The 16160-nt window shown below is 58.9% G+C and carries 15 protein-coding genes and 1 pseudogene; 7 read left to right on the top strand and 9 right to left on the bottom strand.

The window, feature by feature from the left end; all coding sequences use genetic code 11:
* Nucleotides 1-48: 48 nt before the first annotated feature.
* Nucleotides 49-1029, top strand: coding sequence for an AraC family transcriptional regulator (locus AB1462_RS07605; RefSeq protein ID WP_259194054.1), 981 nt, complete (start codon nt 49-51; stop codon nt 1027-1029).
* Between the two features lie 7 nt (nt 1030-1036).
* Here the strand turns inward: AB1462_RS07605 and AB1462_RS07600 are convergent, their stop codons facing one another.
* Entirely contained in the window at nt 1037-1546 is a 510-nt protein-coding gene (locus AB1462_RS07600; RefSeq protein WP_259194053.1) for an Lrp/AsnC family transcriptional regulator, read from the bottom strand.
* Between the two features lie 198 nt (nt 1547-1744).
* Here AB1462_RS07600 and AB1462_RS07595 point away from each other — a divergent pair, with 198 nt between their 5' ends.
* From AB1462_RS07595 to AB1462_RS07585, 3 genes are all read left to right on the top strand, one after another.
* The gene (locus AB1462_RS07595) at nt 1745-2761 is read left to right on the top strand and encodes a 1-aminocyclopropane-1-carboxylate deaminase (protein ID WP_315337719.1); all 1017 of its coding nucleotides are present in this window, start codon (nt 1745-1747) and stop codon (nt 2759-2761) included.
* 138 nt (nt 2762-2899) lie between these two features.
* A complete protein-coding gene (locus AB1462_RS07590; protein WP_090404544.1) occupies nt 2900-3364 on the top strand; it encodes a transketolase in 465 nt (154 codons plus the stop codon).
* Between the two features lie 47 nt (nt 3365-3411).
* On the top strand, nt 3412-3834 hold the full coding sequence (locus AB1462_RS07585; RefSeq protein WP_090404541.1) for a hypothetical protein: 423 nt from the start codon (nt 3412-3414) through the stop codon (nt 3832-3834).
* A gap of 46 nt (nt 3835-3880) precedes the next feature.
* Here the strand turns inward: AB1462_RS07585 and AB1462_RS07580 are convergent, their stop codons facing one another.
* The 7 genes and pseudogenes from AB1462_RS07580 to AB1462_RS07550 all read right to left on the bottom strand — a co-directional run bounded on the left by AB1462_RS07580 (nt 3881) and on the right by AB1462_RS07550 (nt 11918).
* A complete protein-coding gene (locus AB1462_RS07580; RefSeq protein WP_367246495.1) occupies nt 3881-5035 on the bottom strand; it encodes a M20 family metallopeptidase in 1155 nt (384 codons plus the stop codon).
* Complete coding sequence (locus AB1462_RS07575; protein WP_259194050.1) at nt 5032-6456, bottom strand: M20 family metallopeptidase; 1425 nt, start codon at nt 6454-6456, stop codon at nt 5032-5034. The genes AB1462_RS07580 and AB1462_RS07575 overlap by 4 nt, the downstream gene beginning before the upstream one ends.
* Nucleotides 6453-7441, bottom strand: a pseudogene (locus AB1462_RS07570) (ABC transporter ATP-binding protein). Before AB1462_RS07570 ends, AB1462_RS07575 begins: the two are co-directional and overlap by 4 nt.
* Nucleotides 7438-8454 carry an ABC transporter ATP-binding protein gene (locus AB1462_RS07565; RefSeq protein WP_259194048.1) on the bottom strand — a complete coding sequence of 339 codons (1017 nt, stop codon included), beginning with the start codon at nt 8452-8454 and terminating at the stop codon, nt 7438-7440. Before AB1462_RS07565 ends, AB1462_RS07570 begins: the two are co-directional and overlap by 4 nt.
* A gap of 32 nt (nt 8455-8486) precedes the next feature.
* Nucleotides 8487-9389, bottom strand: coding sequence for an ABC transporter permease (locus AB1462_RS07560; protein WP_367246493.1), 903 nt, complete (start codon nt 9387-9389; stop codon nt 8487-8489).
* A gap of 9 nt (nt 9390-9398) precedes the next feature.
* A complete protein-coding gene (locus AB1462_RS07555; protein ID WP_027603429.1) occupies nt 9399-10316 on the bottom strand; it encodes an ABC transporter permease in 918 nt (305 codons plus the stop codon).
* 81 nt (nt 10317-10397) lie between these two features.
* Nucleotides 10398-11918 (bottom strand): ABC transporter substrate-binding protein, encoded by a 1521-nt coding sequence (locus AB1462_RS07550; RefSeq protein WP_367246491.1) that lies wholly within the window; start codon nt 11916-11918, stop codon nt 10398-10400.
* A gap of 186 nt (nt 11919-12104) precedes the next feature.
* Here AB1462_RS07550 and AB1462_RS07545 point away from each other — a divergent pair, with 186 nt between their 5' ends.
* Both AB1462_RS07545 and AB1462_RS07540 read left to right on the top strand, forming a co-directional pair.
* The gene (locus AB1462_RS07545) at nt 12105-13022 is read left to right on the top strand and encodes a LysR substrate-binding domain-containing protein (RefSeq protein ID WP_090404520.1); all 918 of its coding nucleotides are present in this window, start codon (nt 12105-12107) and stop codon (nt 13020-13022) included.
* Between the two features lie 99 nt (nt 13023-13121).
* Entirely contained in the window at nt 13122-13742 is a 621-nt protein-coding gene (locus AB1462_RS07540) for a TetR/AcrR family transcriptional regulator (protein WP_090404517.1), read from the top strand.
* A gap of 421 nt (nt 13743-14163) precedes the next feature.
* Here AB1462_RS07540 and AB1462_RS07535 read toward each other — a convergent pair whose 3' ends face one another.
* The gene (locus AB1462_RS07535; protein WP_123424552.1) at nt 14164-14547 is read right to left on the bottom strand and encodes a helix-turn-helix domain-containing protein; all 384 of its coding nucleotides are present in this window, start codon (nt 14545-14547) and stop codon (nt 14164-14166) included.
* A gap of 102 nt (nt 14548-14649) precedes the next feature.
* Here AB1462_RS07535 and AB1462_RS07530 point away from each other — a divergent pair, with 102 nt between their 5' ends.
* The gene (locus tag AB1462_RS07530) at nt 14650-15768 is read left to right on the top strand and encodes an NADH:flavin oxidoreductase (protein WP_367246488.1); all 1119 of its coding nucleotides are present in this window, start codon (nt 14650-14652) and stop codon (nt 15766-15768) included.
* Nucleotides 15769-16160 lie beyond the last annotated feature (392 nt).

Below are 16160 nucleotides of genomic sequence, written 5' to 3'. Positions count from 1 at the left end.
CACACACTCTCAGCAGACTCGAACATTCCGTAAACAGGGGCGCATGTGATGACGAGCGGGTCCTTCTCGCAGTTTGGTTCCGGCCATCTGCATTCTCTGGTGTTGCGCGATCCCATACAGCCCAACGAACGTCTCCAGGCACTCAGGCGGCTGATCGAAAAAGTCACCCGGCAGATTGGTTTGAACGAGGTCTGCAAAACATCGATTCCTGGCCTGGCCTTTTATCGAATGACTGACCTGGGTACGCCCACTTACTGCATTTATGAGCCTTGCGTGGCCATCATTCTGCAGGGGGCGAAGGAGATCACCTTCGGCGAAGAAGCCTGTGAGTTCGGGCAGGGCGCGTTCTTCGTTACGTCGGTCGACATTCCCACACTGGCCCGCACTACCGCCGCCAGCGAGGAAACCCCCTATTTATCCGTCGTGTTGAAGCTCAACCTTTCCATGCTCAGCGAGGTGATCCAGACCTTGGAACCCCCAACGCAGGAAATGGCTACTCAAGCGCGGGGCTTCGTATCCGGTGCGGCGTCGACTGAGCTGCTCGATGCATTCGCTCGACTCGCCACGCTGATCGAGCGGCCGCTGGAAGCAGGCTTGATGTCGGAGCTGATCAAGCGGGAAATATGCGTTCGGCTATTGCTAAGTAGTGCAGGGCAGTGGTTGCGCAGCGTCACGCGCGACGGTTACCGAGACAAGGGCATCGTGAGAGCCATTGAATGGCTGAAACATCACTACGACAAACCGCTGCACGTGGCCGACCTCGCCGAGCTATCAGGAATGGCCAGCTCTACGCTGCATCACAGTTTTCGCAAGCTGACAGGCACCAGCCCCGTTCAGTATCAAAAAGCGTTACGGCTGCAAGCCGCACGCAGCCTGATGTTGACCGATCGGGTAGACGTGAACACCGCCGCGTTGCGAGTCGGCTATGAAAGCGTCGCTCAATTCAGCCGCGAATATGCCCGGCGTTTCGGAGCCCCGCCCTCGAGAGACATCAAGCACGCAAGGGAGCAGGGCGGAATGCTCGACTAGCGGCGCTTCAAAGGGGAATGTGGGTGGTCGACAAGACCTGACGCAACCCCATGAACGATCGAATCTGGCGAACCCCCGGCAGGTAAAGCAATTGCTCCGCGTGGAGCCGGTTGAAGCTGTTGCTGTCCTTGGTTCGTATCAACATGAAGTAGTCGAATTCCCCCGTCACCACATGGCACTCCATGCAGCCGGACACTTTTTGTGCGGCTGCCTCGAATGCGGCAAAGGATTCCGGTGTGGAGCGGTCCAGCACCACGCCGATCAACACCACCATCCCCGCCTCCAGCGCAACATTGTCCAGCAGTGCAACGATGCCTTTGATCAGGCCAACTTGCTTGAGCCTTTCGACGCGCCTGAGGCACGCCGGTGCACTCAATTTCACCTTCTCTGCAAGCGCCACATTGGAGATGGAGGCATCTCGCTGCAGTGTCTTGAGAATGGCGCGGTCGGTTCGATCCAGTGGCTGCGGCATCGGGGCTGATACGCCTGGCTTCTTTCGAGTGTTTATTGCGTTCATGATTGTTTATTCGCAATTAAAGTGTGTTTTGTATTTTAAGTGAGAAATTATAGTTCTTTAAACAATAAAAGTTTGCAACACATCTTTTTAGAAAACTTCTTAGTATTGAACTCATCGAAGCCCGCCTGAAACAACCTGGAATGCAACCTTTGCCTTTCGGCCTGGCGCTTTGATGTCCAGTAATCAAGGAGCAGCGTCATGAACCTGAATCGTTTTAAACGTTATCCGTTGACCTTCGGTCCTTCTCCCATCACGCCCTTGAAGCGCCTCAGTGAACACCTGGGGGGCAAGGTCGAGTTGTATGCCAAACGTGAAGACTGCAACAGTGGCCTGGCCTTCGGCGGGAACAAAACGCGCAAGCTCGAATATTTGATTCCCGAAGCGATCGAGCAAGGCTGCGATACCTTGGTTTCCATCGGCGGCATCCAGTCGAACCAGACTCGCCAGGTGGCCGCCGTTGCCGCTCACCTGGGTATGAAGTGCGTGCTGGTGCAGGAAAACTGGGTGAACTACTCCGATGCGGTGTATGACCGCGTTGGCAATATCGAAATGTCTCGCATCATGGGCGCCGACGTACGACTGGACGCCGCCGGGTTCGACATTGGCATCCGGCCCAGCTGGGAGAAGGCCATGGACGATGTGGTGGCGCGGGGCGGCAAGCCGTTCCCGATACCGGCGGGTTGTTCCGAACACCCCTACGGCGGCCTGGGGTTCGTCGGCTTTGCCGAGGAAGTGCGAGAGCAGGAAAAACAACTGGGTTTCACGTTCGACTACATCGTGGTGTGCTCTGTGACCGGCAGTACCCAGGCCGGCATGGTCGTCGGTTTCGCTGCTGACGGCCGTTCGAAGAACGTTATCGGCATCGATGCCTCGGCCAAGCCAGAGAAAACCAAGGCTCAGATCCTGCGTATCGCCCGGCATACCGCAGAGTTGGTGGAACTGGGCCGTGAGATCACCGAAGACGACGTGGTGCTCGATACACGTTTTGCCTACCCGGAATACGGTTTGCCCAACGACGGCACGTTGGAAGCCATTCGTCTGTGCGCAAGCCTTGAAGGTGTGCTGACCGATCCGGTGTACGAGGGCAAATCCATGCACGGGATGATTGAAATGGTCCGCCGTGGTGAGTTCCCCGAAGGCTCGAAAGTGCTGTATGCGCACCTGGGCGGGGCGCCTGCGCTGAATGCCTACAGCTTCCTGTTCCGCAACGGCTGATTAACGCCAATAGCCTTTCGGCGCGAGCTTGCTCACGAAACGCTGGGGGTGGTCGGCATGAATGTTGAATGTCACCACCCCAGCGTCGGATCACCACCCGGAGCACGCGGCTCCTATCCAACCGTCGGGAGTACCGCCATGCATGCGATAACGCAATCCGCAGTCTGGATCAAGGAGCCTTCGGCGGATGCCGGAGTGGTGATCGTTACCAGCGCCGCGTTGCCTCAATACATGATCGACAAGCTGCACGTGGCGATAGAGGAATGGGACCAGGTGGCTTATCTGGCCGTCAAACACTCCGAGGTGTTGATGCTCGACTGGTTGCGGGTCGGGTCCAGCCCGGAGCAATCCGCTGGGGGCTACGCGTGCCATGCCAGCCAACTGTTGCGCTGCGTCTCCCACGGAAGCTTTTTACTGGATGTCGAAACTGGCACGAATTGCGGCATGACGTGGCTGGGATCTGTTTGCGGTCATCCGTTGCGCGTGGTCGAACTTGGAGGAGTAGCTTCCTCCACTGCGCAGATGGATCAGCAGGTGGAGGCGGTGTTGGCGGCGACCCGAAGCCTGGCGAAAAGCGTGTTGCAGGCACGCGGCGTCATTTAACCAAGGACCTGGTCCATTCGGCTGTTGGAACAATAAAGGCACCGCTTATGAGCCGAACTGTCGATTGTCGTCCCAACGCAATGAAGTGGATGCGCGAGCCTTCAAGTGGCACGCGCATCGTGGTCATCGTGTGTGGACTTGATAGCGTTCATATTGACTTGATTCATCAAGGGTTCAGCTGTTTTGACAATGTTGCGCTGATCCATGTCGATACGGTGGACACCGTGCCTGGCAAGCTCGTTGATGTGCAAGTGACCGAGAGTGACTGTTCTTTTGTAGTGCTCGGTGAACTTGATGAGCGTTTATTGCATAGTCTCTCCATGGGTAAACGATGCATCTACTCGATAGCGCCGGATGGGGCGGCCGAATGCTCCGTCCTTGCGGCAGTGGAACAGGTAAAAAACTTCGCCCGAGTAAGCCATTCGCGCCAACTTGAAGTGATACCCGACAGCGGTAGGCGCTGCCTGTGAACCTGTCGGATACCCTGACCTCGGCGATGTGTAGAAACCCGTGACCTCAAACGTTATCGCCGACCGCCAGAATGGTCGCCACCAAGGCCAGGGCGCGAGGCACCAGGGTGTCCAGTTCCAGGTATTCACGCTCAGTGTGAACCTTGCCACCCACCGGGCCGAGCCCGCACAGGGTTGGAACGCCCAGGCTGGCGGTGAAGCCGGAGTCGGCGCAACCGCCGGTGAATTCGCCCTCGACGCTGAAACCCAGCGCCAGCGCTTTTTGTTGGTAGAGGTGCAGCAGTCGTTCGCTGTGGCGTGCTTCCATCGGTAGAAAGGTCGTCGCTTCCTTGAGCACGGCGCGGGTGCCAATCAGTTCTTCTTCGGCGACGATGGCCTCGATTGCGCTGAAGATCCGATCCCAGTGTTTGAACTCAATGAAACGCACGTCCAGCCGGGCGCTGGCGCTGGGCGCGACGGTGTTGCTCGACGTACCACCGGATATCAGCCCAACGTTAGTGGTGATGCCAGCCGGGTAATCGGTCAAGGCATGCAGCTTGACGATCTTGCGGGCCAGGGCCTCGATGGCACTGGCCCCGTCGGCATGGTTGACGCCGGCATGCGCCGCGCGGCCGCTGACTTCGATGAGCAGCGTGGCTCCGCCTTTGCGTGCGCTGACCACGTTGCCGCTGGCCCGGCCGGGTTCGGTATTGAGCACGGCGCGGGCGGCACGGGCGGTGTTTTCGATATGGGGTCTGGCACTGCCGGAGCCGATTTCTTCGTCACCGGTGTACAGAACCTGCACCGGATAGGGCAACCGACCGGCGCGCTTGAGTGCCTTGAGGGCGAAGCAATTGAGCACCAGGCCGCCTTTCATGTCGGCGACGCCGGGGCCATAGGCGAGGTTGGCGTCGCGGCTGTAGCCGCGAGTCGTGGTGGTGCCTTTGGGGAAGACTGTGTCGCGATGGCCCAGCAACAGCACCGGTTTTCCAGAATCGCCTGGCACTTCGGCGAGCAGCACGTCGCCAAAACCCTCGACCGGTATGCGCTTGAGCAGGATGCCGTCGGCTTCCAGTTCAGCTGCGAGCAGCGCGCCCACCGCGTCGACACCCGCCTTGTCATAGCTGTTGGAGTCGGTGTCGACGATACGCCGCAGCAGCGCTTCCATGGCTTGGCGCTGGTCAGCCAGCCAGTCCAGGGCCTGTTGTGGAGTGGCGCTCATTGCGCCTGCTCCCGTAACCGATGTTCATGAGCCAGGCGTGCCGCGTCGTTGCCCAGGTCCCAGAACAGCCCGGCCATGATTTGCAGGCTTTCCTTGACCACTGGCGCCAGCAAGTGTTCGTTCGGCGCATGCTGTGAACAGGCCGGGTATGAGTGCGGCACCCACAATGTTGGCAGGCCCAGCACGTCCGCGAACACGTCGTTGGGCAGCGAGCCACCGAGGTTTGGCAGCAGCGCAGGTTTTTTGCCGGTGGTCTGTGCCAGGGAACTGAGCGCCCAATCGACCCAAGGGCTCTGCGGGTCCAGCCGAGTGGCATGCATCACATCAATGCGGCTTTGCTTGACCTCGACATTGCTGAAACCATGGGCATCCAGGTGGGTGCGTACCGCCGGGATAAAGGTCGTGTAGTCGCTGTTGACCACGAAGCGGATATGGCAGTGCGCGTTAGCCTTGCCGGGAATCGCATGCACAGGGGCGTCAGGGTTGCCGGTCTTGAAGGCGATGACGTCGAGGGTGTTCCAACCGAACACCTTTTCGCTCAGCGAGAGCTGCGGGTTACCCCAATTGGCGTCGATTTCCGGATCGCCCGGTCCGCCGCCGACGTCAATATCGGCCAGTGCCTGTCGAACCGGCTCCGGCAGTGTCTCGGGCATCAGGCCCGCAACTTTCACCCGACCGTGTTCATCGACCATGCTCGCGATGGCATTGGCCAGGATGATGCCGGGATTGGCCAGCAACCCGCCCCAGTTGCCGGAGTGATGGGCGCCCTCACGCAAATTGACCACCAGCTCGAAGTTGAATACCCCGCGCGAGCCAAGAAAAATCGTCGGACGTGACGCCGCCAGGCGCGGGCCGTCCGAGGCGATGAAAATATCCGCCGCAAGCTCTTTGCCGTGCGCGGCACAGAATGCATTCAAGCCCGGCGAGCCTTCTTCTTCGCCCATTTCCAGCAGCAGCTTGACGTTGAAACCCAGCTTGCCATCGCGCGCCTTGAGCGTTTGTTCCAGCGCGGTCAGGTTGATCAGGTGCTGACCTTTGTTATCCGCCGTGCCGCGGCCGTACCAGCGATCGCCTTCGGCAATGACTTGCCACGGCGACAGCCCTTCGCGCCATTGCGCCTCATAGCCGCGCACCACATCACCGTGGCCGTAGCTGAGCACGGTCGGCAGGTCCGGGTGTTCAATGCGCGTGGCGATCATGAAGGGGCCGCGCTCTGCCACCGGGTTGTCATAGATCTTGACGCTGAAGCCCATTGCCTCGACATGGGGGGTGATGAAGTCATTGAGGTAGCGATACAGCTCGGGCTGGCTGTCCGCTGCCTGGCTTTCGGTGTGCAAGGCGACGCTGCGTTCGAGCAGATTGAAAAATGCGCCGTTGTCGAATTGCGCTGTGGTGTTGCTGATAGCCAGTGAACGACTCATGAGTGGACAAGCTCCAGTGTTTGGGCAGAAGTGTCGTGAAGGTGGCAACGCACGTTGCCGCCGATAAGCGAACCATTGGCCGGGTAGGCCGTTTTGCAGGGGGCGAAGCAGCTCGGGCAGCGCGGATGAAAGGCGCAACCGGACGGCGGTGACATGGGGTTGGGGAAGGTGCCGTGCAGGCCAATGTCGGGAATGCCCAGGCGCGGATCGGGCGTGAGCACCGAATCCAGCAAGGCGCGGGTATAAGGGTGACCGGGTTTAGCGAACAACGCTTCGCGCGTGCGTTCTTCGACGATGCGCCCCAGGTACATCACTGCGACCCGGTCGGCGAGGTGTTCGATGACCGCCAGGTTATGGCTGATCAGCAGATAGGTCAGGCCGAATTCGCGCTTGAGGTCCTGCAGCAGATTGAGAATCTGCGCCTGCACCGACACATCCAGCGCGGATGTGGGCTCGTCGCAGATCAACACATCGGGGCGCATGATCAGCGCCCGTGCAATCGCCACCCGCTGGCGTTGCCCGCCGGACAGTTGGCTCGGGTAGCTGTCGATCACCCGCTTGGGCAGGCCGACCACATCAAGCATCTGTTCGGTCTTCCTGCGTCGCTCGGCGGTGCTGCCGATGTCATGCACGATCAGCGGCAGGGTAACGATTTCACGCAGGGTCTTGCGTGGGTTCAGCGAGGAGTACGGGTCCTGGAAAATCGGCTGAATATGCCGGGACATTGCCTTGCGATCAGTCGCCGCCAGGTGTTTGCCATTGACCAGCACATCGCCGCTGGTGGGCGGCAACAGACCGAGCAGCATCTTGGCCAGGGTACTTTGCCGCAACCGGACTCACCCACCAGGCCGAGGGTTTCGCCGCGCATCAGGCGCAGGGAAACGCCATCCACGGCCTTCAGGGTCGCTGCGGGTTTGAAAAAGCCCGTGTTGATCCGAAACTCGCGGCGGATGTCACACAGCTCCAAAGCGATGTCTTTTTTCATGACCTTGCACGCTCCTGAAGGCGAATCGGTGCCGGGGCCGGTGCGGCGAACAGGCAGCGCGCCATATGCCCGTCCTGTTCGACTTCGGGGATGTGTTGCGCGCAGGCCGCTATCGCTTGCCCGCAACGATTGCGGAACGCACACCCTTGCTGTTCGCCGACCAGGCTCGGCACCAGGCCTGGAATCGAACCCAGCGCCTCACCCGGTTTGGTCCGGCCAGGGATTGGAATACTCGCCAGCAGACCCCGGGTGTACGGATGCTGCGGGTTTTCGAACAGTTGCAGGGCAGGGGCGGTTTCGACGATTTCCCCGGCATACATCACGGCGACCCGGTCGGCGATCCGTGCCACCAGCCCAAGGTCGTGGGTGATGAAGATCACCGCCAGGCCGAGTTCTTTCTGAATGTCGCGGATCAAGCGCAGGATCTGCGCTTGAATGGTCACGTCCAGTGCCGTGGTGGGCTCATCAGCGATGATCAGGTCCGGTTCGCACATCAACGCCATGGCGATGATCACCCGCTGGCGCAGGCCGCCGGAAAGCTGATGCGGATACTGACGCAAGCGCTCGGTGGCATTGCTGATCCCGACTTTCTCCAGCATCTGCGCGGCGCGCGCCAGGGCATCCTTGCGTGAGACCTTGCGATGCTGGGTCAGCACTTCGCTGAGCTGATCGCCAATGCTGTAGGCCGGGTTCAGCGAGGTCATCGGTTCCTGGAAGATCATCGCCAGACGGTTGCCGCGCAGGTCGCACATGCGCCGCTCGCTTTGGCCGAGCATGTCGATGCCGTCCAGCGTCAGCCGGGACGCGCTGCGTTTGGCCTTGCGTGGCAACAGGTCCATCAACGCCAGCGAGGTCAGGGATTTGCCGCAGCCTGACTCCCCGACGATGCACAGCATTTCACCGCGCTCGACTTCAAAATTCAGACCGCGTACGGCGTGCAGCATGTCATCCGGCGTCGGGCTGTTGCCCATGGGGATGTCCACGCGCAGGTTTTCCACATGGAGTAGTGCCATGTTCGGTTCCCTCTATCAGTTACGGCGGTCTATCAGTTACGGCCGTCGGGCAGGATCAGATCGCGCAGGCCATCGCCGACCAGGTTGATGCCCAGCACCAGAATCATCAGGGCGACACCGGGAATGGCGATGACCCACGGGGAAAAGAACATGTAGGGCTTGCCTTCCGCGATCATCAAGCCCCAGGACGGCGTTGGCGGTTGTACGCCCACCCCGAGGAATGAGAGGGCCGACTCCAGCAGGATCGCGTGGGCCATTTCCAGCGTCGCGACGACGATCAGTGCGCCGACCAGGTTGGGCAGGATTTCACTGGCCAGAATGCGCAGGGTCGAGCAACCGAGCGCCTGGGCTGACGCCACATATTCAGCATCGCGAATCTGTTGCACCGAGGCCCTGACCACCACCGCGAAGCGATCCCATAACAGGCAGCCGAGCAGCACGATCACCACTTTCAGTGAGCCGCCCATCAGCGAGGCCGAGGCCAGCGCGACCATCACCACCGGCATCGCCAGCCGGGTGGTGATCAGGTAGCTGATAAACGCATCGACCTTGCCGCCGTAGTAGCCCGCCAACAGCCCCATGACCGTGCCGATGAAGCCCGAAATCAGCGCCGCTGCAATGCCGATGAACAGCGAAATACGTGCGCCGTAGAGCAGCCTCGAGAGGTAGTCACGGCCCAGTTTGTCGGTGCCGAGCACGTATTCCCAGGTGCCGTTGGCCATCCATACCGGCGGTTTCATGCGCAGCATGACGTCTTGCGCATAAGGGTCGTAAGGTGCCAGCCACGGCGCGAACAGTGCACCCGCGAAGATGATCAGCAACAACACCGCGCCGATGGCGAAACCACGATGACGCAAGCTCTTGCCAAGTACTCGGCTGATGCTGCTCGGTGGTGGCAGGTAGTCATTGATCGCGAGGGTAGTGGGGGTGCTCATGTAAGCCTCCTAGCGCACGCGAATGCGCGGGTCGAGCAGTGCGTTGAGCACATCGGCCAGCAACGTGAGGATGATGTAGATCACTGCAATCAGCAGGACCACGGCCTGTACCACCGGAAAGTCGTCACGGGCGATGGCGTCCCAGGCAAGTTGCCCGATGCCCTGCAGGGAGAACACGGTTTCGATCACCACCGAGCCGCCCAGCATGAAGCCGAACTCCACCGCCGCCAGCGCGACTACCGGAATCAGGGCGTTGCGCAGTGCATGCTTGAACAATACGCGGGCAGGGCGCAGGCCCTTGGCGCGGGCGGTGCGGATGTAATCGGAACTGAGCACGTCAAGCATGCCGGCGCGGGTCAGGCGCATGATTGCCGGTGTCGCGTAGTAGCCCAAGGCAATGGCCGGCATGACGAAGTGCAGCAGGGTCGCGTTGCCGGACACCGGCAGCCACTTGAGCGTCACCGCGAACACCACGATCAACATCAGCGCAAACCAGAAACTTGGCATCGCCTGACCCAGCACCGCGATGCTCAAGGCCAGTCGGTCAACCCAGGTGTCGCGTTTGACGGCAGCCAACACGCCCAGTGGGATGGCCACCAGCAAGGCAATTCCCAGCGCCATGGCACCTAGCCCCAGAGTAATCGGCAGGCGGCTGGCGACGAGGTTGTAGACCGATTCCTGAAAGAAAAACGAGTTGCCCAGGTCCAGCCGCAGCAAATCGCCCAGCCAGTTGAAGTACTGGGTCGGGAGCGGTTTGTTCAAACCGTACTGCACGCGAATCTGTTCGATCTGTTCGCTGGTGGCTTCCGGTCCGCCAATGGCGGTGGCGAGGTCGCCGGACAGATGTAAAAGAGAAAAGCTGATCACCGACACGGTAATAGCAACGCAAATCGCGATGCCCAGGCGGCGCAGAAGGAATCCAAGCATGGCAAGTTTCCTCATATCCAATGGATGACAAGTGTGAGGACGTGTCCGTGGCGCACGAGAGTCCGTGCGCCAGGTTACGTATTACTTCCACGTGGACTCGACGAAGCGCGGCAGCTCATCCGGGTACGGCGTGAACGCGAGTTCGGCGGTGTAGGCGTAGTTCATCGAGTAGTTGAACAGCGGCGCCCAGTAGGCCTGTTCGCTGATGCGCTGCAAGGCCTTGCGGTAGTTGTCCTTGCGCACTTGCGGGTCGAGGGCATTGTCGGCGGTCTGCAACCAGCCCTGCACTTGTGGGTCCTTGATATTGTCGTCCGGATTGCCCTTGAACCAGGTACCGGCCGACGCCGAGGTGTCGAGGATCGAGAACGAGCCCCAGGCCTGAAACGACATGGGCACCTTGCCGCCACGTTGCTGATCGCGCAGGGCGGCGTACTTCAAGTAGCGCAGCTTGGCGTTGATGCCCACTGCGCGCAGGTTGCCGATGATAGCTTCGACGTAATCACGGTCGCGATAAGCGAAGATTTCTGTCTCGAAACCATTGGGGTAACCGGCTTCGGCAAGCAGCGCCTTGGCCTTGGCGGGGTCATAGTTGTAGACCGTGGCCGCGGTGGTATCGCAACCGAACTGGCCCGGATAACAGGCAACCTGCAAGGGCTTGGCTTCGCCACCGACCAATTGCGTGGCCAGCGCATTGCGGTTGATCGCATGGTTGATGGCCTGGCGCACCTTGAGGTTCTTCATCGGTGAGTTTTCAGTGGAGGTGCCGCGTGCATCAAGAATCAGGAAACCGATGCGCATGGTTTCGCCACTGGTCACGGTCAGGTTCGGCATGCCCTTTAGGTCGACCGCCTGATCCGAGGTCACACGCCAGGTCCAGTCGACACCCTCGGTCATCAACTCGGCCAGGCGGGTTTCTGCATCCGGGATCACGCGGAACTTGAGGTGGCTGATATGTGGCTTGCCTTGCGGGCTGTCCGGGAAGTAGTCCTTGTTGATCTCCATGGTCACGCCTTCGCCGGCCACCACCGACACGGCTTTATACGGCCCGGTGCCGATTGGCTTGCGACTGAATTCGGCCAGGCCGACCTTCTCGAAGTACTGCTTGGGGAACATCGGAACGGCGTTGGACAGGTATTCCAGTGCCGGCGGGAAAGGCTTCTTCAAATACAGGCGGACGCTATAGTCACCGGTTTTTTCGGCGCTCTTGATCCAGTCTACGTTTTGCACGGTAACGACTTCCGCTTCGGGCGACACCACGTAGTTGAGGGTGAACACCACGTCGTCGGCGGTGAAGGCGTCGCCGTTGTGGAATTTGACGCCTTTGCGCAGCTCAAAGTCGATGGTGGTGTCGTCGACCTGCTTCCAGCTGGTGGCCAGCATGGGTTTGTATTCGCCGCTTTTGGGATCGCGGTAGATCAGGTTGTCCCAGATCAGCCGGCCGAGAATCACGCCTTCGCGTAAATCGTTGTGATAGGGGCTGATGTTTTCAGGCTCGCTGTCGGAAGCGTAAACCAGGGTGTCGTTGGCTTTGCCGGCATGCGCCGGAAAGCTGCTGATAAGGCCCATCAGCGCAAGACTGCAAGCGAAACCTTTGATGCCCATGCCGTCGTCTCCGTTGGCGAGAGTGGTTGAATCAAAGGGCAGCGAATCGCAAATGCGTAAAGGAGGATGAAAAGGTCGGGCACTGTTTTTTTTGGTCTGGACACGAATGTAGGGAAGGGCTATCAATGCCACAAGCACAATATTTCGATACTTCCTTTGCCGAAAAGGCAATCCTTGGGGGCTCCGATGCAGCTGTATGGCGTGCAGTCCACGGCACTGCGCTATTTTCTTGAGGTCGCGCGATGCGGATCGATCAGCGAGGCCTCCGTGCGGCTGAATGTGGCGGCCTCAGCAGTGAGCCGACAAATTTCCAAGCTTGAGTTGGCCCTGGATGCCAGCCTGTTTGAGCGTCGTGCCCGCGGCATGGTGCTCAGCGAGGCGGGCGCGCGACTGGCGGCGTATGCGCGCAAGTCGCAGCTTGAGGCCGAGCAGGTGGTGCTGGAAATTACCGAGTTGCATGGCCTGAAGCGGGGCCATGTGCATGTTGCCTGCTCGGAAGGATTTGCACTGGAATACATGCCCAGGAGCATCAGCGCATTCAGGCGTGAGTACCAGGGCATTCATTTCACGTTGGAGGTCTGTGCGCCCGCTGAAGCGACCGAGAAGGTTCGCTCCGGTGAAGCCGATCTGGCGATGACGTTCAGCCTGACGCCGCAAAAGGAAATCAAGGTCGAACATGTCTTGAGCGGGGCGATTTTTGCCGTGGTCTCCAACGCCCATCCCTTGGCCGGGCGTCAATCTGTCAACCTCGCCGAGTTGCAACCCTGGCCCATTGCATTACCCAAGGCTGACACTACGATACGGCAACTCTTCGATATCTGTTGCGGTGTACAGGGGTTGTTGTTCGATCCGGTCTTGACCACTAATTACGTTGCCGCGCTCTACAGTTTCGTCCGTGAAGAGGGCGGCATCAGCCTGGCCAGCGAAATGACCTTGCACAAACAGGTGGCGGACAAGCAGTTGCAATGCTTGCCGATCCTTGATGAAGGCATGCAGGCACGACGTATCGAACTGCAAAGCATGGCGGGGCGCAATCTACCGGCGGCGGTTTCTGCGTTCAGGGATTTTCTGATCGCTGAGCTGACGAAGGCGAAGCGGCGTTGAAAAGATGAGGGTACTCGCTGTTTATCATTGCAAGTTAGTGACGAAATTATAAAGCGGTCACCCGTTGTCAAGGGCTTTTCGGATGCGTAAGCTAGCCGCATGAACAAGACCTCCATAGCTTCCCCCAGCACCCGTGGCCCAGCCGATCATGAGATCCGGGACCAGATTGTCGCAGCGGCCAATCAGCACTTCAGTCAATACGGCTACAGCAAAACCACGGTCTCCGACCTGGCCAAAGCGATCGGGTTTTCCAAGGCGTACATCTACAAGTTCTTTGATTCCAAGCAGGCAATTGGTGAGGCTATCTGTGCCAATTGCCTGGCGGAAATCATTGCCGCAGTAGAGCAAGCCATCAATGTAGAGGACATCTCGCCGACCGAACGTTTTCGCCGCCTGGTGAAAACGCTGATCGCTACCGGGGTGAATTTGTTCTTCAGTGACCGCAAGCTCTATGACATCGCCGCATTTGCAGCGTCTGAGAGCTGGCCCAGCACACTGAAATATGATGCGCAGGTCAGGCAGTTCGTGTTGCAGATCGTGCGCGAAGGACGAGAACTCGGTGAATTTGAACGCAAGACACCGTTGGACGAAACGGTCGATGCGATCCACCTTGCGCTTCGCCCTTTCGTCAATCCGTTGCTTTTGCAATACAACCTTGACTTCGTCGAGCTGGCTCCAGTCCTCACCTCCAATCTCATTCTGCGTAGCTTGATGCCGTGAGCCGACGCTGATCAGCTCTATCACTGTGCCAATGTGTCCCTGTAAGTTCGGCTTCATCTGTCGAGATTGTGACTATTGTGGTAAATGGTCACATGAATAAATGTGGCGTATCCATCCTTGAGGGATCGCCATGCCATCAGCCACTCTCAAATGGATTCGGATTTGGTGGTGTGAATGCGAGTGTATTCATCGCCTGTCAGCGTCAGAAGTGCACCTCCTTGCCGAGCTGAAGCGTAGACCGCGTCCATGACCTGCATGATTGCCTCGGCGTCGCGTAATGACGCAATTGGCACCCACGAACGATCAATTTAAAACTGAAGGTTTTCGCGCATTTTAATCCTTGTCATATGGGATCAGCGCTTAGGCACTTAATGTAGCGTTGGTAGGTTCAGGGATACCGCGGGCAAACCTTCGAGTTCATTCACTCCGTCAGGCTTACCTGCGCGGCCTCGTCAAATTTCAACCGGGCCGTTTCAACCTCAGGCAATTTGTCGAGCGTCCATTTATGCAATTCGCGAAATGGCTGCTGCAGTGTTCGACCCAGTTGGGTGATTTCATACTGGACCGCCACGGGCGAGAACGAGATGACCTGGCGCGAGACGAGACCATTTCGTTCCAGTCGCCGCAGGCACTGTGTCAGGGCCTTCTGAGTGACGCCCTCCAGGCGACGCCTGATGGCGTTAAAACGATGCGGCCCGTCATCAAGTACCGCCAGAACCATCATCGACCACTTGTCTGCGATTTGGTCGAACAGTGCCCGGCTTGGGCACTCCGATGAAAAACATTGCGGCTTTAATTCCAGCATCTAAGTTTCCTCATATATACCTAGGCTACTCTAGGTGCCTAATTGACATTAGGTCTACAAAATATACTTATATGGCTTCCAAAAGCAAATGGAGTCCATCCAATGTCAAACCCTGATACCAGCGTTTTATTTCGTCCTCTTTCCATCCGCTCGCTTGAAGTGAAAAACCGCATTGTCATGTCGCCGATGACGAGGCAGTTTTCGCCAGAGGGCATCCCCGGTGAAGGCAGCGCTGCATACTACCGGCGGCGGGCCGAGGGGCGGGTCGGATTGATTTTGTCAGAAGGGACCGTCATTGATCGTCCCGCTTCACGTAACGGCCCCGGCATCCCTTTTTTTCACGGTGAAGCAGCGCTGGCCGGATGGAAGAATGTGATCGATGCTGTTCACAATGCGGGGGGCCGTATGGGGCCGCAACTCTGGCACACCGGCGCAGTTCGTGACGTCAGCGGCTGGGAGCCTGATGCGCCGGTTGAGAGCCCATCCGGCCTCGATTCACCAAATGAACCGCGCGGTGTGGCGATGAGCGAAGAGGATATTGCAGACGCAGTTGCTGCGTTCGCCAAGGCGGCGGCGGATGCCAAACGCCTGGGTTTCGACACCGTTGAGATCCATGGGGCGCATGGTTATTTGATCGATCAGTTCTTCTGGGCCGGCACCAATCAGCGCACCGATCGTTATGGCGGACCGACGATCAAAGAGCGCTCGCGTTTTGCCGCTGAGATCGTGTCTGCTGTTCGTCATGCGGTCGGGCCCGAATTCCCCATCATCATGCGCGTTAGTCAATGGAAGCAGCAGGACTTCGGGGTGCGCCTCGCCGATACCCCTGCACTGATGGAGGACTGGCTGCTGCCGTTGGTTGAGGCGGGTGTTGATGTCCTGCATTGCTCGCAGCGACGCTTTTGGGACCCTGAGTTTCCCGAAATTGATGGTGAGAACGGGCTGAACTGCGCGGGCTGGGCGAAGAAAGTCACGGGAGCCACAACCATTAGCGTCGGCTCGGTTGGGCTGGATAACGATGTTACCAACGCCTTCGCCGGCAAGGGCTCCGCCCCTGCAAGCTTGGACCGCCTTGTCGAGCGCATGGAGCGCGAAGAGTTTGATCTGATCGCGGTAGGGCGTGTTCTGCTGAGTGACAAGGATTGGGTGGCCAAAGTGGAAAAAGGCGATTACGCAGATCTGAAGGGCTTCAATCCGGCCTCTTTAGCCGAATTGGTTTAAGCCTTACACCGGAGTGGGGAGTGTTATGCCACAAAGGTTTTAATCTATAGGAATCAGAGCTCGAGCCTCGGCTTTTGCGAGCCGAAGTCGTAATCCGTTTGTTTCAATGACTGACCTGTTACGACCACTCAACATCCGTCGGGGTTGGGCTGAATTACAGTGGGTCCCGGGCATCTACGTGCAAGTCGTAGATGCCCTTTGGCCGGGTGATACGGCGTCGCCACGATCTGAGAGCCTGGTGATTTGATTGGCTTTCAGTCAGAGTCGATGACGCCCGCCGGCTGCCAGTCGGCCTGGATGGCGACTTCGACTTTCGAATCCAGGGCACTGGCCGCCCGAAATCCTCCATGGCCGCGCGCGAAGTGGGCACTTTGATACTATGCTCATGCTCA

The organism is Pseudomonas sp. SB113 (assembly GCF_040754745.1).
Lineage (GTDB): Bacteria > Pseudomonadota > Gammaproteobacteria > Pseudomonadales > Pseudomonadaceae > Aquipseudomonas > Aquipseudomonas grimontii.
Note: the sequence above shows the minus strand (reverse complement) of the source record. Positions and strands in the feature narration are given on the sequence as shown.

Excerpts from the sequence above, each read along its gene's own strand:
- AB1462_RS07605 (WP_259194054.1), top strand. The coding sequence starts at position 49 with ATGACGAGCGGGTCCTTCTCGCAGTTTGGTTCCGGCCATCTGCATTCT.
- AB1462_RS07600 (WP_259194053.1), bottom strand. The coding sequence starts at position 1,546 with ATGAACGCAATAAACACTCGAAAGAAGCCAGGCGTATCAGCCCCGATG.
- AB1462_RS07595 (WP_315337719.1), top strand. The coding sequence starts at position 1,745 with ATGAACCTGAATCGTTTTAAACGTTATCCGTTGACCTTCGGTCCTTCT.
- AB1462_RS07590 (WP_090404544.1), top strand. The coding sequence starts at position 2,900 with ATGCATGCGATAACGCAATCCGCAGTCTGGATCAAGGAGCCTTCGGCG.
- AB1462_RS07585 (WP_090404541.1), top strand. The coding sequence starts at position 3,412 with ATGAGCCGAACTGTCGATTGTCGTCCCAACGCAATGAAGTGGATGCGC.
- AB1462_RS07580 (WP_367246495.1), bottom strand. The coding sequence starts at position 5,035 with ATGAGCGCCACTCCACAACAGGCCCTGGACTGGCTGGCTGACCAGCGC.
- AB1462_RS07575 (WP_259194050.1), bottom strand. The coding sequence starts at position 6,456 with ATGAGTCGTTCACTGGCTATCAGCAACACCACAGCGCAATTCGACAAC.
- AB1462_RS07565 (WP_259194048.1), bottom strand. The coding sequence starts at position 8,454 with ATGGCACTACTCCATGTGGAAAACCTGCGCGTGGACATCCCCATGGGC.
- AB1462_RS07560 (WP_367246493.1), bottom strand. The coding sequence starts at position 9,389 with ATGAGCACCCCCACTACCCTCGCGATCAATGACTACCTGCCACCACCG.
- AB1462_RS07555 (WP_027603429.1), bottom strand. The coding sequence starts at position 10,316 with ATGCTTGGATTCCTTCTGCGCCGCCTGGGCATCGCGATTTGCGTTGCT.
- AB1462_RS07550 (WP_367246491.1), bottom strand. The coding sequence starts at position 11,918 with ATGGGCATCAAAGGTTTCGCTTGCAGTCTTGCGCTGATGGGCCTTATC.
- AB1462_RS07545 (WP_090404520.1), top strand. The coding sequence starts at position 12,105 with ATGCAGCTGTATGGCGTGCAGTCCACGGCACTGCGCTATTTTCTTGAG.
- AB1462_RS07540 (WP_090404517.1), top strand. The coding sequence starts at position 13,122 with ATGAACAAGACCTCCATAGCTTCCCCCAGCACCCGTGGCCCAGCCGAT.
- AB1462_RS07535 (WP_123424552.1), bottom strand. The coding sequence starts at position 14,547 with ATGCTGGAATTAAAGCCGCAATGTTTTTCATCGGAGTGCCCAAGCCGG.
- AB1462_RS07530 (WP_367246488.1), top strand. The coding sequence starts at position 14,650 with ATGTCAAACCCTGATACCAGCGTTTTATTTCGTCCTCTTTCCATCCGC.